The organism is Burkholderia sp. USMB20, from assembly GCF_000949135.2.
Taxonomy (GTDB): domain Bacteria; phylum Pseudomonadota; class Gammaproteobacteria; order Burkholderiales; family Burkholderiaceae; genus Burkholderia.
Map to the genome: position 1 here is coordinate 649,367 of NZ_JTAN02000003.1, position 16,306 is coordinate 665,672.

General features: G+C 67.5%; 16 protein-coding genes. 6 read left to right on the forward strand and 10 right to left on the reverse strand.

Annotated features, from left to right (window positions below; translation table 11 throughout):
* The first annotated feature begins 540 nt into the window (after positions 1 to 540).
* The 4 genes from PL79_RS07030 (at position 541) to PL79_RS07045 (ending at position 3,746) form a co-directional block, all read left to right on the forward strand.
* The gene (locus PL79_RS07030) at positions 541 to 786 is read left to right on the forward strand and encodes an AbrB/MazE/SpoVT family DNA-binding domain-containing protein (RefSeq protein WP_044848609.1); all 246 of its coding nucleotides are present in this window, start codon (positions 541 to 543) and stop codon (positions 784 to 786) included.
* On the forward strand, positions 783 to 1,178 hold the full coding sequence (locus PL79_RS07035; RefSeq protein ID WP_044847222.1) for a PIN domain-containing protein: 396 nt from the start codon (positions 783 to 785) through the stop codon (positions 1,176 to 1,178). Before PL79_RS07030 ends, PL79_RS07035 begins: the two co-directional genes overlap by 4 nt.
* Before the next feature lie 355 nt (positions 1,179 to 1,533).
* Complete coding sequence (locus PL79_RS07040; RefSeq protein ID WP_044848486.1) at positions 1,534 to 2,253, forward strand: response regulator transcription factor; 720 nt, start codon at positions 1,534 to 1,536, stop codon at positions 2,251 to 2,253.
* Positions 2,253 to 3,746, forward strand: coding sequence for a sensor histidine kinase (locus PL79_RS07045; RefSeq protein WP_044848442.1), 1,494 nt, complete (start codon positions 2,253 to 2,255; stop codon positions 3,744 to 3,746). Before PL79_RS07040 ends, PL79_RS07045 begins: the two co-directional genes overlap by 1 nt.
* Positions 3,747 to 3,957: 211 nt before the next feature.
* On the opposite strand, the gene PL79_RS07050 is transcribed toward PL79_RS07045, so the two are convergent.
* Positions 3,958 to 4,347 (reverse strand): hypothetical protein, encoded by a 390-nt coding sequence (locus PL79_RS07050; RefSeq protein WP_052664835.1) that lies wholly within the window; start codon positions 4,345 to 4,347, stop codon positions 3,958 to 3,960.
* Between the two features lie 144 nt (positions 4,348 to 4,491).
* Complete coding sequence (locus PL79_RS07055) at positions 4,492 to 5,592, reverse strand: AraC family transcriptional regulator (RefSeq protein WP_044848443.1); 1,101 nt, start codon at positions 5,590 to 5,592, stop codon at positions 4,492 to 4,494.
* A 321-nt stretch (positions 5,593 to 5,913) separates the two neighbouring features.
* Here PL79_RS07055 and PL79_RS07060 point away from each other — a divergent pair, with 321 nt between their 5' ends.
* Both PL79_RS07060 and PL79_RS07065 read left to right on the forward strand, forming a co-directional pair.
* Positions 5,914 to 7,548, forward strand: a complete 1,635-nt coding sequence (locus PL79_RS07060) for an AMP-binding protein (protein WP_044848444.1) — start codon at positions 5,914 to 5,916, stop codon at positions 7,546 to 7,548.
* Between the two features lie 224 nt (positions 7,549 to 7,772).
* Positions 7,773 to 8,834 carry an AraC family transcriptional regulator gene (locus PL79_RS07065; protein ID WP_082088738.1) on the forward strand — a complete coding sequence of 354 codons (1,062 nt, stop codon included), beginning with the start codon at positions 7,773 to 7,775 and terminating at the stop codon, positions 8,832 to 8,834.
* Between the two features lie 107 nt (positions 8,835 to 8,941).
* Here the strand turns inward: PL79_RS07065 and PL79_RS07070 are convergent, their stop codons facing one another.
* From PL79_RS07070 to PL79_RS07105, 8 genes are all read right to left on the reverse strand, one after another.
* A complete protein-coding gene (locus PL79_RS07070; RefSeq protein WP_044848488.1) occupies positions 8,942 to 10,198 on the reverse strand; it encodes an MFS transporter in 1,257 nt (418 codons plus the stop codon).
* Between the two features lie 136 nt (positions 10,199 to 10,334).
* Complete coding sequence (locus tag PL79_RS07075; protein ID WP_044848446.1) at positions 10,335 to 11,762, reverse strand: MFS transporter; 1,428 nt, start codon at positions 11,760 to 11,762, stop codon at positions 10,335 to 10,337.
* A gap of 204 nt (positions 11,763 to 11,966) precedes the next feature.
* Positions 11,967 to 12,410: a type II 3-dehydroquinate dehydratase gene (aroQ, locus tag PL79_RS07080; RefSeq protein WP_044848489.1), complete on the reverse strand. Its 444-nt coding sequence runs from the start codon at positions 12,408 to 12,410 to the stop codon at positions 11,967 to 11,969.
* A 19-nt stretch (positions 12,411 to 12,429) separates the two neighbouring features.
* Entirely contained in the window at positions 12,430 to 13,263 is an 834-nt protein-coding gene (aroE, locus tag PL79_RS07085) for a shikimate dehydrogenase (RefSeq protein WP_044848490.1), read from the reverse strand.
* Positions 13,263 to 14,483, reverse strand: a complete 1,221-nt coding sequence (locus PL79_RS07090) for a CaiB/BaiF CoA transferase family protein (protein ID WP_044848447.1) — start codon at positions 14,481 to 14,483, stop codon at positions 13,263 to 13,265. The genes aroE and PL79_RS07090 overlap by 1 nt, the downstream gene beginning before the upstream one ends.
* Positions 14,483 to 14,941 carry a MaoC family dehydratase gene (locus PL79_RS07095; RefSeq protein ID WP_044848448.1) on the reverse strand — a complete coding sequence of 153 codons (459 nt, stop codon included), beginning with the start codon at positions 14,939 to 14,941 and terminating at the stop codon, positions 14,483 to 14,485. The genes PL79_RS07090 and PL79_RS07095 overlap by 1 nt, the downstream gene beginning before the upstream one ends.
* A 2-nt stretch (positions 14,942 to 14,943) precedes the next feature.
* Entirely contained in the window at positions 14,944 to 15,336 is a 393-nt protein-coding gene (locus PL79_RS07100) for a VOC family protein (RefSeq protein WP_044848449.1), read from the reverse strand.
* Positions 15,333 to 16,283 (reverse strand): ketopantoate reductase family protein, encoded by a 951-nt coding sequence (locus PL79_RS07105; RefSeq protein WP_044848450.1) that lies wholly within the window; start codon positions 16,281 to 16,283, stop codon positions 15,333 to 15,335. The genes PL79_RS07100 and PL79_RS07105 overlap by 4 nt, the downstream gene beginning before the upstream one ends.
* Positions 16,284 to 16,306: the final 23 nt, after the last annotated feature.

Below are 16,306 nucleotides of genomic sequence, written 5' to 3' on the forward strand. Positions count from 1 at the left end.
TTAAATAGTGCTCCAGCCGTCAAAACGAGGCGCTTTTCAACAGCCTGGTAGGGCCACGCCTGGATAGGAGGGGGCGGGGTTGACTGCCGCGCCAGGGATTGAAGCCCGTCAGGGGCGAGACGCGGGACGCGGCTCGATGCGCAAACGCGAAAGCCCGGTCACGGCGCGTGAGCGGCGGGAGGCGCTCGGACGACTCGGCCGGCGCAGGGTTTAGCTGCCTACGGCGCAGATCGCAGGAGCGAAAGGCGGGAAACGCGCATTCATGACAGGTCCATCCGTCTGTATGGACGGAGCACCGATGGCGGATTCTGTCGAGAGACGGTCCATCGGCGGGGCGCGGGCAACGGTTGTCAACAGTTCACACCTGTGCGCACCGCCGTGCCAGTTCAATGCGAGATACAGAAGCTGGCGGCGGTCACGGGGAAGCTGTTGGGGCGTGATCCCGGCCGAGGATTTAGGGTCATCGGTGCGATGCGCCTGGAAGTCATTCTTGCTTTTTGATTTTCCTTACCATAAAGTAAGGAATCAGGAGGTGTCACTATGACAGCAGCAACTATTACTTCAAAGGGCCAGGTCACGATCCCTGTGGACGTGCGGAATCAGCTTGGCCTGGAGGCCGGGGACCGGATCGAATTCAGCTTCAACGAGGCAACAGGCCGGTACGAGGTCTATCCAGCGACGCGCTCGCTCGTGGCGCTCAAGGGCATTGTGAAGAAGCCTGCGAAACCGGTGTCGATTGACGACATGAATCAGGCCATCGCCGAGCAGGGGGCGTCAGCGCGATGATCGGACTGGATACAAACGTGCTAGTCCGCTACTTCGCGCAAGACGATGAAGTTCAGTCGAAGAAGGCGACGGCACTGATGGAGTCCCTGTCGCCCGAGCGTCCGGGATATGTTTCGCAGGTCGCATTAATCGAGGTCGTCTGGGTACTTGGGCGCTGCTACGGTGTCGAACGAGAGCAGATGAAGGACATCGTCGAATCAATGATCGGGACCAAAGAACTGGTCGTCGAAAGTGCTGACACGGTACGTAAGGCACTTCGCGTTTTCGCATCTTCAAAGGCGGATTTCGCGGACTGCCTGATCGAGCGTTCCGGGCATGTAGCCGAGTGCGAGTACACGGCTACTTTCGACGTGTCTGCCTCGAAGGTCGCGGGGATGCAGTTGATCAAGTAATCGTACCGATCACTCATACACGACGAGTAGTTCGGATGCTGCCGAGAACGCTGCCGACTTCCCGCGCTCGCCGGATCTGGGGCTCCGTCGCGGCTGCTTTTTAGTGTTCGACTGGGGTAAGGGAAGTTCGATTTTTGGGGGCGGAGCGCAAAGCCTTGCTGGAATTGCCTCGGGACACAGCCACGATCCAAACTTAAACGATTTGTGACCCCTTTCCGCCGCAAAATTTTGCACAATGGCGGCAGCGCGGCATTGCGCCGCGATTCGCCCCGGGCAGGCCGGCTTGCCGGACCTGGCCGGCCAGAACCGCCGTTCGAGACCGAAGACCGCCGCCGCCGCGCCGCCGCCGACCGCCATGGACCACCCCAAACGCATCCTGATCGTCGAAGACGACGCCGACATCGCCGACGTGCTGAGCCTGCACCTGCGCGACGAGCGCTACGAAGTCGTGCACAGCGCGGACGGCACGGAAGGGCTGCGCCTGCTCGAACAGGGCAACTGGGACGCGCTGATCCTCGACCTGATGCTGCCGGGCGTCGACGGCCTGGAAATCTGCCGGCGCGCGCGCGCGATGGCGCGCTACACGCCGATCATCATCACCAGCGCGCGTTCGAGCGAGGTGCACCGGATCCTCGGCCTCGAACTCGGCGCCGACGATTACCTGGCGAAGCCGTTCTCGGTGCTCGAACTCGTCGCGCGGGTCAAGGCGCTGCTGCGGCGCGTCGACGCGCTCGCGCGCGATTCGCGGATCGACGCCGGCACGCTCGACGTGGCCGGGCTGTCGATCGACCCGATCGCGCGCGAAGCCGCCGTCGACGGCACACGCATCGACCTCACGCCGCGCGAGTTCGACCTGCTGTATTTCTTCGCGCGGCATCCGGGCAAGGTGTTCTCGCGGATGGACCTGCTCAATGCCGTGTGGGGCTATCAGCACGAAGGCTACGAACACACGGTGAACACCCACATCAACCGGCTGCGCGCGAAGATCGAGGCCGATCCGGCCGAGCCCGTGCGGATCCTCACCGTGTGGGGGCGCGGCTACAAGCTCGCCGCGCCGGACCAGCGGGACACGTGATGAAGCTGACCCTCACCCAGCGGCTGTCGCTCGTGTTCTCGATCCTGCTGCTCGCGTGCTCGGGTGCGTCGGCGTGGCTGCAGATCCGCGCGAACGACATGCGCGAGAAGGAAGTCGTGCAGGGCCTGTCGCGCGATCTCGCCGCGCACATCGCCGGCAGCACGCCGCTGATGGACGCGAACGGGCTGCGCCCGGACGCCGTGCGCACGCTGTTCGGCCAGTTGATGGGCGTGAACCCGAGCGTCGAGGTGTACCTGCTCGACAACGCGGGGCGCATCAAGGGCGACGACGCGCCGCCCGGCCACGTGAAGCGCGAGCGCGTCGATCTCGCGCCGGTGCAGCGCTTCATCGCGGGCGAGCCGCTGCCGATCCTCGGCGACGATCCGCGCAGCCCCGACGCGCGCAAGGTGTTCAGCGCCGCGCCGCTGCAGCGCGCAGGGCAGCCGCCGTCCGGCTATATCTACGTGGTGCTGCTCGGCGAAGCGCACGACCGGCTGGCCGCGCGCGTCGACGCCGGCAACGTGCTGCGCACGACGCTGTGGTCGATGGCGGTCGTCGCGTTGCTCGGCCTGCTCGCGGGCCTGATCGCGTTCAGCTTCATCACGCGCCCGCTGCGCCGGCTGACCGATGCGATGCGCCGCTTCGACGCGAACGCCGCGCCCGATGCGCAGCCGCCGGTGCCGCGCTCGCCGCCGGGGCGACGCGGCGACGAGATCGCGGTGCTCGAATCCGCGTTCGCGCAGATGGCCGACCGGATCGGCGACCAGTGGCGCGCGCTGACGCGCCAGGACCAGCAGCGACGCGAACTGATCACGAACATCTCGCACGACCTGCGCACGCCGCTGACGTCGCTGCACGGCTATCTGGAGACGCTGTCGCTGAAGTCCGACACGCTCGCCGAACCCGAGCGCCGCCGCTACCTGTCGATCGCGCTCGCGCAGAGTTCGAAGGTCGGCCGGCTCGCGCAGGCGCTGTTCGAGCTCGCGCGGCTCGAGTCGGGCGGCGTGCAGGCCGAGCGCGAGGCGTTCTCGCTCGTCGATCTCGTGCAGGACGTATTCCAGAAGTTCGAACTCGCCGCGCAGTCGCGCGGCATCGCGCTGCATGCGCGGATCCCGCCGCGCGTGCCGGTCGTGTCGGCCGATCTCGGGATGATCGAGCGCGTGCTGACCAACCTGCTCGACAACGCATTGCGGCACACGCCGCAGCACGGCGAGGTCGAGGTCGCGCTGACGCCGCTCGACGATCGCGTGGTGGTGACCGTGTCGGATACCGGCGAAGGGATTCCGCCGGCGCGGCGCGAAGGGCTGTTCCGGCGGCCGCAGCGGCCGATCAGCGGCGGCGCGGCGACGAGCGGCGGGCTCGGGCTGCTGATCGTGCACCGGATGCTGGCGCTCAACGGCAGCGGCATCCGGCTCGTCGATCGGGACGGGCGCGGCGCGGTGTTCGAGTTTGCACTGGCGGTGGCGAATCCGGCGGCGGGTGAGGCGCGCTGAAGCTGACTGAAACCGACCCGCGCCGTTGGCGCGATTTCCGCCCGAATGCATGCTCGGAAATCGCGGCGGGCCGGGCCCCGCTCGTCGGTCGTCCGTGGCTTCGGACGATGGGGCGATCAACGCGTTTCGGTCGGACGATGTCGCGATTTCGGCATCAGGATGTCACGCTGAAAGCGCTCGGTGCCGAGCGCTGCCGTGCGAGTCGCCAGCGTCAAGGCATCCTGAGCAATCGCTCGAATTCCGCCGATATGGCCTCAAACTTGTTCACGCCGTCTGGCGGCCACGAATCGGGGCTGCAATCGCCGAGATCCACTTGGGATGGCGTCGCGGCGGGCCGGTAGCCGCGCAGGGTCAACGGCAAGTCGGTGCCGTCGCAGCGCAGGCGTGCAAGCAAGACGCCGGTACGCTTGTTCACCACCGCAGCCTCCCAGCATTCATCGGCACAGCCGCGCGACTGGTAGACGAGCTTCTCGCCTGGATGGGTCCACTTCAGTTCGAACGGCCCGGAAGTCTGCGCATGCGCGGATGCGCAGACGAGCAGCCAGGCAACAGACTTGACGCCACCGAGAAGTGCCAGGCAACGGCTATGAAACGGTTTCATGATTCTCCCTGTTCAACGCGCAAGATCGGCACGGCGGCTGGCGAAAGCGCGCCTTCTTTCGGCTGAAAAAAGAACACGGCCGGTTTGCGCTGCCCCGGTGACGACTTCACTGATCCTGGTCCACGCCACCCGCGGTGCCCGCCGTCACCCGCCACGCTTGCGCCGCACCTCGCTCGGCGTCGTGCCGGTCCAGCGCTTGAACGCGTGGCGGAACCCCACCGCGTCGCTGAAGCCGAGCGTCAGCGCGATGTCCTCGGTGCTGAGCGTGGTGGTGCTCAGGTAATCGATCGCGAGCGCCTTGCGCACGCTCGTCAGCAGTTCGCTGTACGACGAGCCTTCGGCGTCGAGCTTGCGGCGCAGCGTACGCGACGTCATGCACAGCGTATCGGCGATCGCGTCGATGTCCGGAAACTGCCCGGGCGTGCGCGTGAGTTCCTGGTAGACGCGCCGCGTGACGCCGGCCTGGCTGCGCAACTCGTCGAGCAGGCGCGCGCAGTGCGACGACACCTGCGCGGCGGTGATCGGGTTCGCGAGCTGCGGCGCGCGCGCGAGCCACGCGGCCGGGTAGCTCAACGCATGGTGCGGCTGGTCGAACGCGATCGGGCATTCGAGCGCATCGGCGAGCTGCGCCGCGTGCGCCGGCTCCGGCTGCGCGAACTGCGCGCGGGCCGGCACGCACCACGCGCCCATCACGTCCTTGATGATCGTCACGTGCAGCGCGAACTGCATGTCGATCAGGAAGCGGTACAGCGGCAGGTCCGGCCCGGGCAGCGCGGCTTCGTGCGGATCCGGGAACAGCCACGACGCGGTGTCGCCCTGTTCGACCCAGCGGATCGCGAGCATCCCGTTGGCCAGCTGGTGATATTTGACGGCGGAATCGAACACATGCGCGAGCGATTCCGAGCACAGCATCGCGTAGCCGTACATCCCGTAGCTCGACGCATGCAGCCGGCGGCCGACGCGCACGCCGAGATCGGTGCCGTCGTAGCGGCCGATCGCGTTGCGCGCGGCGGTCAGGAACTGCAGCGGCGACGTGAGCGTGAACGGGTCGGTGACGGCGTCCGGCGCCAGGCCGGTGCCGTCGAGCACCGCGGCCGGGTCGAGGCCGAGTTCCTGCGCGACGCCGACGAGCACGGCCAGCTTGGCCGGCGAGAAGCGTTTCTCGCGCGACGCGGGGGCGAGCGGCGCGTCCGGCGGCGGGGCGGCGCCGGCGGCCGTCGGGGTCAAGAGCGCACTGCGCGGCATGGCTGGTTCTGCGTCCGATTCGATACCGTTCCGGGTTCGCGATTCTGCGCCGGAACACGCGGGCGCGCCATAGGGTTCACCCTGATGCGCACGGGCTTGCACGGTCCGGCAAGGGCAAACCGTCGCGCGAGCGCACGCCGCGGCTGGTCGCTCGCCGCGCGTCCGCGTGTCCGTTTCGATCATCTTTTCGACCGCCCGGATCATTTCCAAAGAACGGTTGGCGGGCGATAGTTCCCGCTCAGGCGACGGCCCATGCGCATCCGGTGCGCGGGCCGCCGTGCGAACGGCGCTGCCCGGTGCCGTCCCCCGAGGAGCAGGACAATGACGAAGAGACACTGGATCGGCTCGTACGGCTCGATCCCCGCCGAGATCGACCCCGATCGCTTTCCTTCCGTAACCGCGCTGCTGGACGACGCGATGCGCCGCTTCGCCGAGCGTCCCGCGTTCCGCGCGCTCGGCCGCACGCTGACCTACGCCGACGTCGACCGCCTGTCGGCCGCGCTCGCCGCGTACCTGCAGCAGGTCGTCGGCGTGCGCAAGGGCGACCGCGTGGCCGTGATGCTGCCGAACGTGCTCGCGTTTCCGGTTGCGACCGTCGCGCTCGCGCGGCTCGGCGCGATCCAGGTCAACGTGAACCCGTTCTATACCGCGCACGAACTCGAGCACCAGCTCAACGACGCGGGCGTCGAAGTGGCCGTGGTGTGCGGCGGCTCGATGGGGACGTTCGCCGACGTGGTCGGCAAGACGCGCATCCGGACCGTGCTGGGCGTGGGCCGCGGCGATCTCGGCGTCGTCGATGCGCCGCCCGGCGCGTGCGACGCGTTGCCGCCGGGCTCGATCCCGCTCGCGGATGCACTTGCCGCCGGCGAAGCGCTCGCATTCGAGCCGGTCGCGCTCGGCGGCGCCGATCTGCTGCTGCTGCAATACACGGGCGGCACGACCGGGCTGTCGAAGGGCGCCGCGCTGTCGCACCGCAACCTGGTCGCGAACATCGAGCAGTTCGCGGCGATCGTGTCGGGCGCACGGCAGCCGGGCGAGGAGGTCGTCGTCACGGCGATCCCGCTGTATCACATCTTCGCGCTGACGGTGAACTTCCTGTCCTACTTCGCGATCGGCGCGGAGAACTGGCTCGTCGCGAATCCGCGCGACATGGACGGCTTCATCGACGTGCTGAAGGCCGCGCGGCCGACGGTGTTCGTCGGCGTCAACACGCTGTACGCGGGGCTCGCCGGCCATCCGCGGCTGAAGGAGGTCGACTGGTCGCGGCTGAAGCTGTCGGCCGGCGGCGGCGCGGCGGTGATCGACGTGATCTCCGCGCGCTGGAAGGCCGTGACGGGCAACTTCATCCGCGAAGGGTACGGGCTGTCGGAAACGTCGCCGGTGGTCACCTTCAACCCGCAGTCGATCGACGCGTTCACCGGCACGACCGGCCTGCCGCTGCCGTCGACCGACGTGAAGCTGCTCGACGACCAGGATCGCGAGGTCGCGATCGGCGAAGCGGGCGAGATCTGCGTGCTGGGGCCGCAGGTGATGGGCGGTTACTGGCAGAAGCCGGAAGCGAATGCGGCGGCGTTCACCGCGGACGGCTACTTCCGCACCGGCGACATCGGCGTGTTCGACGCGGCCGGCTTCCTGAAGATCGTCGACCGCAAGAAGGACATGATCATCGTGTCGGGCTTCAACGTGTACCCGAACGAGGTGGAAGCGGTTGCCACCGCGCTGCCGGGCGTGGCCGAATGCGCGTGCATCGGCGTGCCGGACGCGCGCACCGGCGAGGCCGTGAAGCTGTTCGTGGTGCTCGCGCCGGACGCGGCCGTGACCGAAGCGGAGCTCGTCGCGCATTGCCGCGCGAACCTCGCGGCGTACAAGGTGCCGAAGCTGATCCGCCTGGTCGAGCGGCTGCCGAAGTCGACGGTCGGCAAGATCCTGCGCCGGGAACTCAGCCGCGCCGACTGATGGCGCCGACGCGTCGCGCGCCCGGCGGCGCGCGGGCCGGCGCGCCGAAAGCCGAGAAAGCCGAGAAAGCCGAGAAAGCCGAGAGAGCCGAGAGAGCCGAGAGAGCCCCGAAAGCCCCGAAAGCCCCGAAAGCCCCAAAAGCCCCGAAAGCCCCAAAAGCCCCAAAAGCCCCAAAAGCCCCGAAAGCCCGGCCCGGGCCGCTCAAGTACAATGCGAGCGGTTCGATCGACGGGGACGCGATGACCGGTTCAGACTCACCTTCCGCCCGGCCCGGGCAGGCGCTGCCGTCGCCGAGCGCGACGGTGCCGATTTCGCTCGTCAACGGCTTTCTGGCGAGCGCGGGCGCGCAGCGCGACGTGGTCGAGCGTTACCTGCGCGGGGCCGGCATCCCGCTCGAGCTGCTCGGCGAGCCGCACGCGCGCGTGACGGAAGAGCAGTTCTCGACGCTGTACCGCACGCTCGCGATCGACCTCGACGACGAGATGCCCGGCATCTTCTCGCGCCCGCTGCGCGGCGGCACGCTGAAGTACCTGTGCCTGAGCCTGCTCGATGCGCGCAACCTCGAAACGGCGCTGCACCGTTTCGGCCAGTTCTTCCATATCCTGCTCGACGACTTCTTCGTCGAATCGAAGCGCGACGGCCTCGTCGCGCAGGTGCTGCTGCGGCCGAACCCGGCCGTCGGCCCGATCGGCGCGCTCGGCCAGGAGCTGATGCTCAAGCTCGTGCACGGCGTGTGTTCCTGGCTGATCGGGCAGAAGATCCCGCTGCTGCAGATCGAGTTCGCGTGCCCGCGGCCGCGCCATGCGGTCGAGCACCTGTACTTCTTCACCGGCTCCGTGCAGTTCGACTGCGAACGCACGCTGATGCGCTTCAGCGCCGACTACCTCGACGCGCCGATCCGGCAGAGCAAGCGCAACCTGCGCAAGTTCCTCGCGCGCGCGCCCGGCGACTGGATCTTCGAATCGTTCAGCGAACAGCTCGTGTGCCATCGCGTGCGGCAATACCTGTCGGCGGCGCTGCCCGACCTGCCGGTGATCGAGCAGGCAGCCGAGCATCTGCATTGCTCGGTGCGCACGCTGAGCCGCCACCTGGCCTCGGAAGGCACGACGTTCCAGGCGCTCAAGGACGAACTGCGGCGCGACATCGCGATCCAGCGGCTCACCGACACGCTCGACACGATCGCGGCGATCGGCGCCGATATCGGTTTCGACGATCCGAGCGCGTTCCATCGCGCGTTCCGCCACTGGACGGGGAGTACGCCGGGGACTTACCGGCGGCGCGCGTAGCGCGGGTCGTTCAAACCCGGTTTCGATCCCGCTCCCATAACCGGCATCCTTCGTGCGCTCCCATGGACGGCTCCCCGTCGTCAGGCGTCGGCGTGCGTGCGGCCCGGTCAGCGGCTCGAACTCGCCGATACGCCGGATTGCCTGCCGACCGAAGCTGTGTGGATGATTGTCGGCAGCCACGCAAACGCGATCGTGACCAGCGTCACGCCGACGACGAGCATCGGCACCACCATCGGCCACGCGCCCAGTTGATAGCGCGGATCGGTGAAGACCGCTGCCGTCTGCCCCACGCTGAAAGCGAAGAACATCATGATGAAGCCGGACCACGATACCGCGCGGCCGGCCAGATGAGGCAGGCTGCTGACCGCGCCTGCCTGCCCGCAGGGCTGATGGATGCCGTGGCCGAGGCAATACACGCCATGCCCGAGGAGCAGCGGCCAGATGCTTCCGGGAAGCAGCGCACACCCCAATGCCTGAATCACCGCGCCGGTGAGGCTCAACGTTGCGCCTTGTCGCACCGTTCGCAGCATGCTCTGACGTCGCAGCAACAGGCGGCAGCCATACGTACTCAGCACATAGACGAACGTACCGCTCGCCGGTATCCAGCCATATCGCTGGGGCGACAGGCCGAGATGCCGGATGTAGATTGCGGGCGAGAGCAACAGAAAGCAGAACATGCCGGTGTACGTCGAGGCGGCCAGCAGCGCCCATACCCTGAACGTGGCATTGCCGAATATCTCGCGCACGTCGCGTATCGAGCCGCGGATCGAGCCCCGGATCGAGCCCCGGCCAGAAGCGACTCGGGTGAAGCTTTCCTCGAAGCCGTACCAGCACATGACGAGCAGCCCGAACGCATACAGGCTCATCCCCGCGAGCACCCATCGCCATCCGGCCTGCTGCGTGACATACGCACCGAGAATCGGCGCGAGGAACGCCATCATCCCCATTCCCATGAAACCACGCGCCATCACGTACGGGCCGTCGGCCGCCGAATACCGGTCGCGCACCGTCGCGCGCGCGCATACCAGGATCGCGGCCATCGCAAAGCCCTGCATCGCGCGAGCGGCGACCAGCATCGCCGCGCTCGACGCGAGCGCAGCCGCGAGCGCTGCCAGCGTATAGAGCGCAAGGCCGCTCAGCAACACGGGGCGGCGGCCGTACCGGTCGGCAAGACTGCCCATCGGCAATTGCCCGATACCGAATATCAATGCGAAAACCGTCAGGCTGACGCTGGCGGACCCCAGCGTTGCGGCGATTTCAGGCAGCGCCGGCAGGTAACTGTCGGTCGCCACCGGCTGGGCCGCCAGCAGAAGCGGCAACATGAGCGCGAAGTTCAGGCGGGCAGGGCGCGTGGTGTCCGGCATGACGGTTTTCGGCACGGTATCAGGCATCGGGTGAAGACAGCGGCAAAGCAAGTGCGCTCTGCCGGCGAGGGTGCAGCAGCAAGCCGGAACTGCCCGGCGGACGGGGCGCCGGACACGACGCCCCGTCGAGCGCCGGCTAGCTGCCCAGCGATCCCGGCACGTGTTCGTGCACGACGCGATGGCGCGCCATCGCGGCGACGCGCAGCCGGTCGTATTCTGCCTTGTCGACCGGTCGAGCGTTCGCTTGCCCCAGGTCGTTCATATGGACACGATGGGTCTCGCGTGCGCTCGCGGCTGCGAGCGACGCAATCACGGTGATGCCGAACGCGATCCCGCCGACGATCAGCCACACGTGGTGTGCGCCGGGCGGCGCGACTGCGGTGAACAGCGCGGGCAGCATCGCCGTGGCCGCGGTGCCGAGGTTCTGCGCGATCGCCATCGCCGAGACGCGCGTGCGGGTCGGGAAGAGTTCCGGGTAAAAGCACGGAAATACCGCGTTGTAGCCCTGGTACACGACCCCCCACATGAGCATCGACATCGCGAACGCGAGCGGCACGTTGCGGATGCTGATCGCATACAGGTAGGCGAACGCGAGCAGGCCGGCCGCCAGCGCGCCGACGATGATCGGCGGCCGGCGTCCGACCTTGTCGGACAGGTTGCCGACGAACGGAATCACGATCATCGCAACGATATTGCCCATCACCGTGATCCAGAGATAGATGTCTTTCTGGAAGCCGATGCCATACGCCGGCTGGACCGCATAGGCTGCGCCGAAGATCGTGGCGACGACCGGAATCACGTTCATCATCGACATGCAGGCCACGCGCACCATGTCGGGAAAGTGATGCCGGAAAGCGTCGGCGACGGGCGAGCCGGCTTGCGCCTGGTTGCGTACCGCTTCATCGAAGGCCGGCGATTCGTCGACCTTACGGCGAATGATCAAACCCGCGACGATGACCAGCGCACTCAGCAGGAACGGAATGCGCCAGCCCCAGCTGTCGAATTGCGCGGACGGCATGTAGTAGGCGAGCGGCAGGAACACGGCGGCGGCCAGCACCTGGCCCGCCTGCACGCCCTGCAGCGTGAAGCTGACGAAGTATCCGCGCCGACCGAACGGCGCGTGCTCCAGGATCATCGAGCTCGCGCCGGTGATCTCGCCGGCCACGGCGAAACCTTGCAGCAGGCGAAGCGTCACCAGCAAGGCCGGCGCGATCAGCCCGGCTTGCTGATAGGTCGGCAGCAGGCCGACGCCGACGGTCGAGATGCCCATCAGGAACATGCAGAACAGCAGGACGGTTTTGCGTCCGCGCGTGTCGCCGAGATGGCCCAGCACGAACGCGCCGATCGGGCGCGACACGTAGCCGACACCGTAAGTGGCCAGCGACGCGATGATGGCGGTCGTGGGGCTGCCGTGCGGAAAGAATATCTGCGGGAAGATCAGCGCCGATGCCGTGGCGTAGATGAAGAAATCGTAGTATTCGAGCACCGAGCCGATCCAGCCGCTGATGGCGGCTTTTCTCGATTGGTGCCTGCCGCGAGGCTCGTCTCGCAAGGTCGTGGTCATCGTCGTCTCCAGATATTGATATGTGTGCCGGGCAACGCGGGTGATGCGAGTCGTCACTGCCCGATGTGGCGACTCCGTTGTGTGACCTGACCGGGCCCCGTCGATCCCACGCACGGCGAACCAGCGCGGCGCGCCACGCCGTGCACCCGGGAACGGTTGCGCATGGGCGTCGGTCCCGCATCGGCGGCCGATGCGGGAATCGGCCTATGCGTCGCCGAGCGCCGAGACCGCGGCCCTCAGCGCCAGCAGATAGCTCTGGACTCCGAAACCGCAAATCTGCCCGCTGACGATCTCGGCCAGCACGGAGTGATGCCGGAACGGCTCGCGCGCATGAATGTTGGACATGTGCAGTTCGACGATCGGGCACGTGAGGATGGCGAGGGCATCGCGAATGCCGTAGCTGTAATGCGTCCATGCCCCGGCGTTGATCAGCACCGCATCCTGGCGTTCCTCGAAAGCGCGATGAATGCGCTCGCACATCGCGCCTTCGCTGTTCGTCTGGAACGATTCCACCTGTACACCCAGTTCGCTCGCCAGCCCTTGCAGCCGCGCATCGATCTGCGCGAGCGTGATCGTCCCGTACTGTGCCGGGTCGCGCTTGCCGAACATGTTGTGATTGATGCCGTGCAGCATCAGGATCTTCTTCATGCGAATCTCCATCGCGTGTTCAATCAAAGGGCACGGCCAGCCGATCGATCACCGAGCTGGTCTCGGGGCGTACGCCGCGCCACCATGCAAATGCTTCGGCCGCCTGCTCGACCAGCATGCCGACGCCGTCCGCAATGCCGTGTACGCCGGCGTTTTTCGCGAGCCGGAGAAACGGCGTCAGACGCTTGCCGTAGGCAAGTTCGTAGGCCGTGCCGGCCGGACTGAACACGCTCGGCGGAACCGGCGGCAGGTCGCCGGTCAGGCTCGCCGACGTCGCGTTGACGACCAGGTCGAAACGCCCCATGCGTGCGAGGTCCGCGTAGCCGCCGGCAACGAGCGGACCGCGTCCGGCGACCTGCGCGACCAATGCGCGCGCCTTGTCGACGTCGCGATTCGCGATGACCAGTTCAGCCGGTCCGGCTTCGAGGAACGGCAACAGCGCGCCGCGTGCCGCGCCGCCCGCACCGAGCACCAGGACACGCTTGCCGGCCATCGGCAGCCTGAGGTTCGCCTCGATATCGCGAACCAGCCCGATGCCGTCGAAGTTGTCGGCCAGGATGCGGCCGCCGTCGAACTTGAGCGCGTTGGCCGCGCCCGCGAGCTGCGCCCGCTCGCTGCGTTCGTCCGACATCGCGAACGCGTCGAGCTTGAACGGCGCAGTGACGTTGATGCCCTTGCCGCCGCCGTCGAAAAACGCGCGAACCGTGGCAGCGAAAGCGCCTGCCGGCTCGACGGGCCCCTCGATCGCCGTGTAGCTGAGGTCCTGGCGCGTCTGCTGCGCGAAGAGGCCGTGAATCAACGGGGATTTCGTGTGCCCGATCGGATTGCCGATCACCGCGTATTGGTCGGTCATCATTGGCTCGCTTTTGAATAGAGGACGCCGTCGGCCTGCATCGCGTCGATTTCGGCCGGATCGAACCCGAGGGCGCGCGCGACTTCCGCGTTGTGCTGCCCGAGATCGGGCGCGACGTCGCGTATCGTCGTATCGCAATCGGAAAACCGGAACGGCAGGTTGGGCAGGCGCAGCGTCCCGTAGCGCGGATGCTGTTGCTCGACGACCATGCCTCGCGCCTGGATCTGCGGATCGTTCAATACCTCGTCGATGCGCTGCACCTTCGCGCACGGAACGTCGATGCCGTCCAGCAGTTCCAGTACCGACGCGACGGAACGCGCGGCCACCCACGGCTCGACCACCGACAGAATTTCCGCGCGGTGCGCGTTGCGCCCGGTGCTGTCGTGAAACCGCGTGTCGGCGCCGAACTCCGCCGGGCCGCCGTGCGTCGCGATCAGCTCGGCGAAGCGTTTCCACGCGTCGTCGACTTGCGCGGCGATCACGAGATCGCCGTCCGCGGCGCGGAATACGCCGTAGAGCGTCGAGGTCGGCATGTCGTGCCCGGTCTGCTCGGGCAGCACGCCCTGCAGCGTGTAGCACTGCACCGCGTATTCGTGCATCGATACCAGCGTGTCGTACAGCGCCATGTCGATGTGCTGCCCGCGGCCGCTCTTCACGCGCCCGAGCAGCGCGGCGTTGATGGCCGCGACCGCATGAATGCCGGTATACATGTCGCCGAGCGAGATGCGCAGCAGCGGCGGCCGCTCGCCGGGCGTGCCGACCATCTGCATGATGCCGCTCTTGGCTTCCGCGATCAGCCCGAAGCCCGCGCGATGCGCGTCCGGACCGGTGTGCCCGTACGCCGAAATCGAACAGTAGACGAGGCCCGGATTGCGCGCGGACAGTTCGGCATAGCCGAGCCCGAGCTTGTCCAGCGCGCCCGGCCGATAGTTCTCGATGAACACGTCGGCCGAGTCGCACAGCCGCTGCATGAACGCCTTGCCGCGCGCGTCCTTCATGTTGACGCTCACGCCGCGCTTGCCCATGTTGAGCTGCAGGAAGTAGCCGCTTTGCTGGTCGTCGAGCACGGTCGCGTGCTGGCGTCCGGCGTCCCCCGAGCCGGGGCGCTCGACCTTGATGACTTCGGCGCCGAGCGCCGCGAGACAGCGCCCGACATACGGACCGGCAAGGAAGTGGCTGTAGTCGACGACGCGAATGCCTTCGAGTGGGCGAGCCTGCATCACAGTGCCTCCGGGCGGCGCGGCACCATCAGGCGATGCTCGCCGCGTTGAACGACCTGACCGTCCTGATTGATCAGCTCCGACGGCAGCACGACGATGCCCCAGTCCGGGCGACTCTTGCTCGCCCGCATCGAGCCGACGCGGAACGTCACGTGCAGCACGTCGCCGACCTTGATCGGCAGCAGGAAATCCCAGCTCCAGCCGAGCGACATGCCCGGCAGAAAGCGATAGTCGCTCTGCGTCTTCAGGCCGTCGGCGATGGACAGGCCGAACAGCCCGTGCGCGACGAGGCACCCGAAATGGCTCGCGTTCGCGTATTCCTCGTCCACGTGGACGGGCGTATGGTCGCCGGTGAGGTCGGCGTACGCGAGAATGCGCTCCTTGGTCACGGTGTAGCTCGGGCTCGTGCACGTGTCGCCCTCGCGGGCGTCGTCCCAGTATTTTTCGACGATCGTCATGGTCATGCCTCCGCGCGCGGGTTGATCGCCAGCGCCTGCGCAACGCAGGAAGCCGGCCTGGCCTGGATCAGCTCGACGGCGAGCCCGTCGGGCAGGCGAAGCCAGTTGCGCCCTTGCGGCATCTCCGTCACGCCGAAGCGTTGCGCCGCGGCCAGCGCGGCCTCCAGGTCTTCGCACATCACGCCGAGATGCGCGAGCCGGCCTTCCGGGCCATCGTGTTCCGGCGCGTGGATGAACTGCAGGCCGCCGAGCGTCCAGTACTGCCGCGGCGCGTCGAGCGTGCCGTCCACTTCGCGCAGGGTCATGCCGAGCACGTCCTCGAAGAAGCGGATGTGCCAGCGGATGTCCTTGACCCAGATCGCGACGTGTTCGAGATAGGCTTTCGTGGCATTCATGCGGCGGCCTCCTGCCGTTGGCGGTCGGCCATCGCGCGTTCCAGCCCCTTGATGCAGGCGACGAGCGTTGCATTGACCGGGGTCGGCACGCCGTAGCGTTGCCCCCAGCGCACGACCGAACCGTTGATGAAGTCGATTTCGGTGATCGAGCCCTTCTCCAGGCTTTGCAGCATCGACGTCTTGAAGGACGCCGGCAGCCCCTCGGCGGCGAGCGTCCAGGCCTGCTCGGGATCGGTCATCGACAGCTTGACGCCGGCCGCCTGCGCCGCCGCGATCGCCTCGGCCACGGCCGCGAGCGACGTCGCCTTCAGCAGCGGTTCATCGTAAAGCTGCCCGTAGGTGAGGCCGGTCAGGCCGGTCAGCGCACCCGTCGCGACGTTCACCAGCAGCTTGTCCCACATCGTGCCGACGATGTTGTCGCTGATCGTCGTGGCGAGGCCGGCGGCATCGAACGCGGCGGCGATCGCCTGCACGCGCGGCGTGATGCGGCCGTCGAGTTCGCCGATATAGGTGTATTTGCCGATCACGCCGGATTCGATATGGCCCGCGCCGCGCAGCACGCCACCGACGTAAGTCTTGCCCGCGAGGACGCGCTCGCGGCCGACGACGTCGATCAGGATGTCCTCGTGTCCGAGGCCGTTCTGCAGCGACAGCACGGTGGTATCCGGCCCCACCAGCGATTGGGCGCCGCGGATGGCCGCGTCGGTGTGGAACGACTTGACCAGCACCACCACCAGGTCGGCCACGCCGACTTCGGCAGCCTGGGTCGTCGCGTGGACGCGCACGTGGCGGGTGCCGGCCGCGTCGTCGACGCGCAGGCCGTCACGGCGCATCGCATCGACGTGTGCCGGCGAGCGGTCGATCAGCCAGGTCTCGTGGCCGCCTTGGGTGAGGGTGGCGCCGATCGCGCAGCCGAGTGCGCCGGCGCCCAGAATTGCTATTTTCAATGGCTTCTCCTTTGTCGACCAGA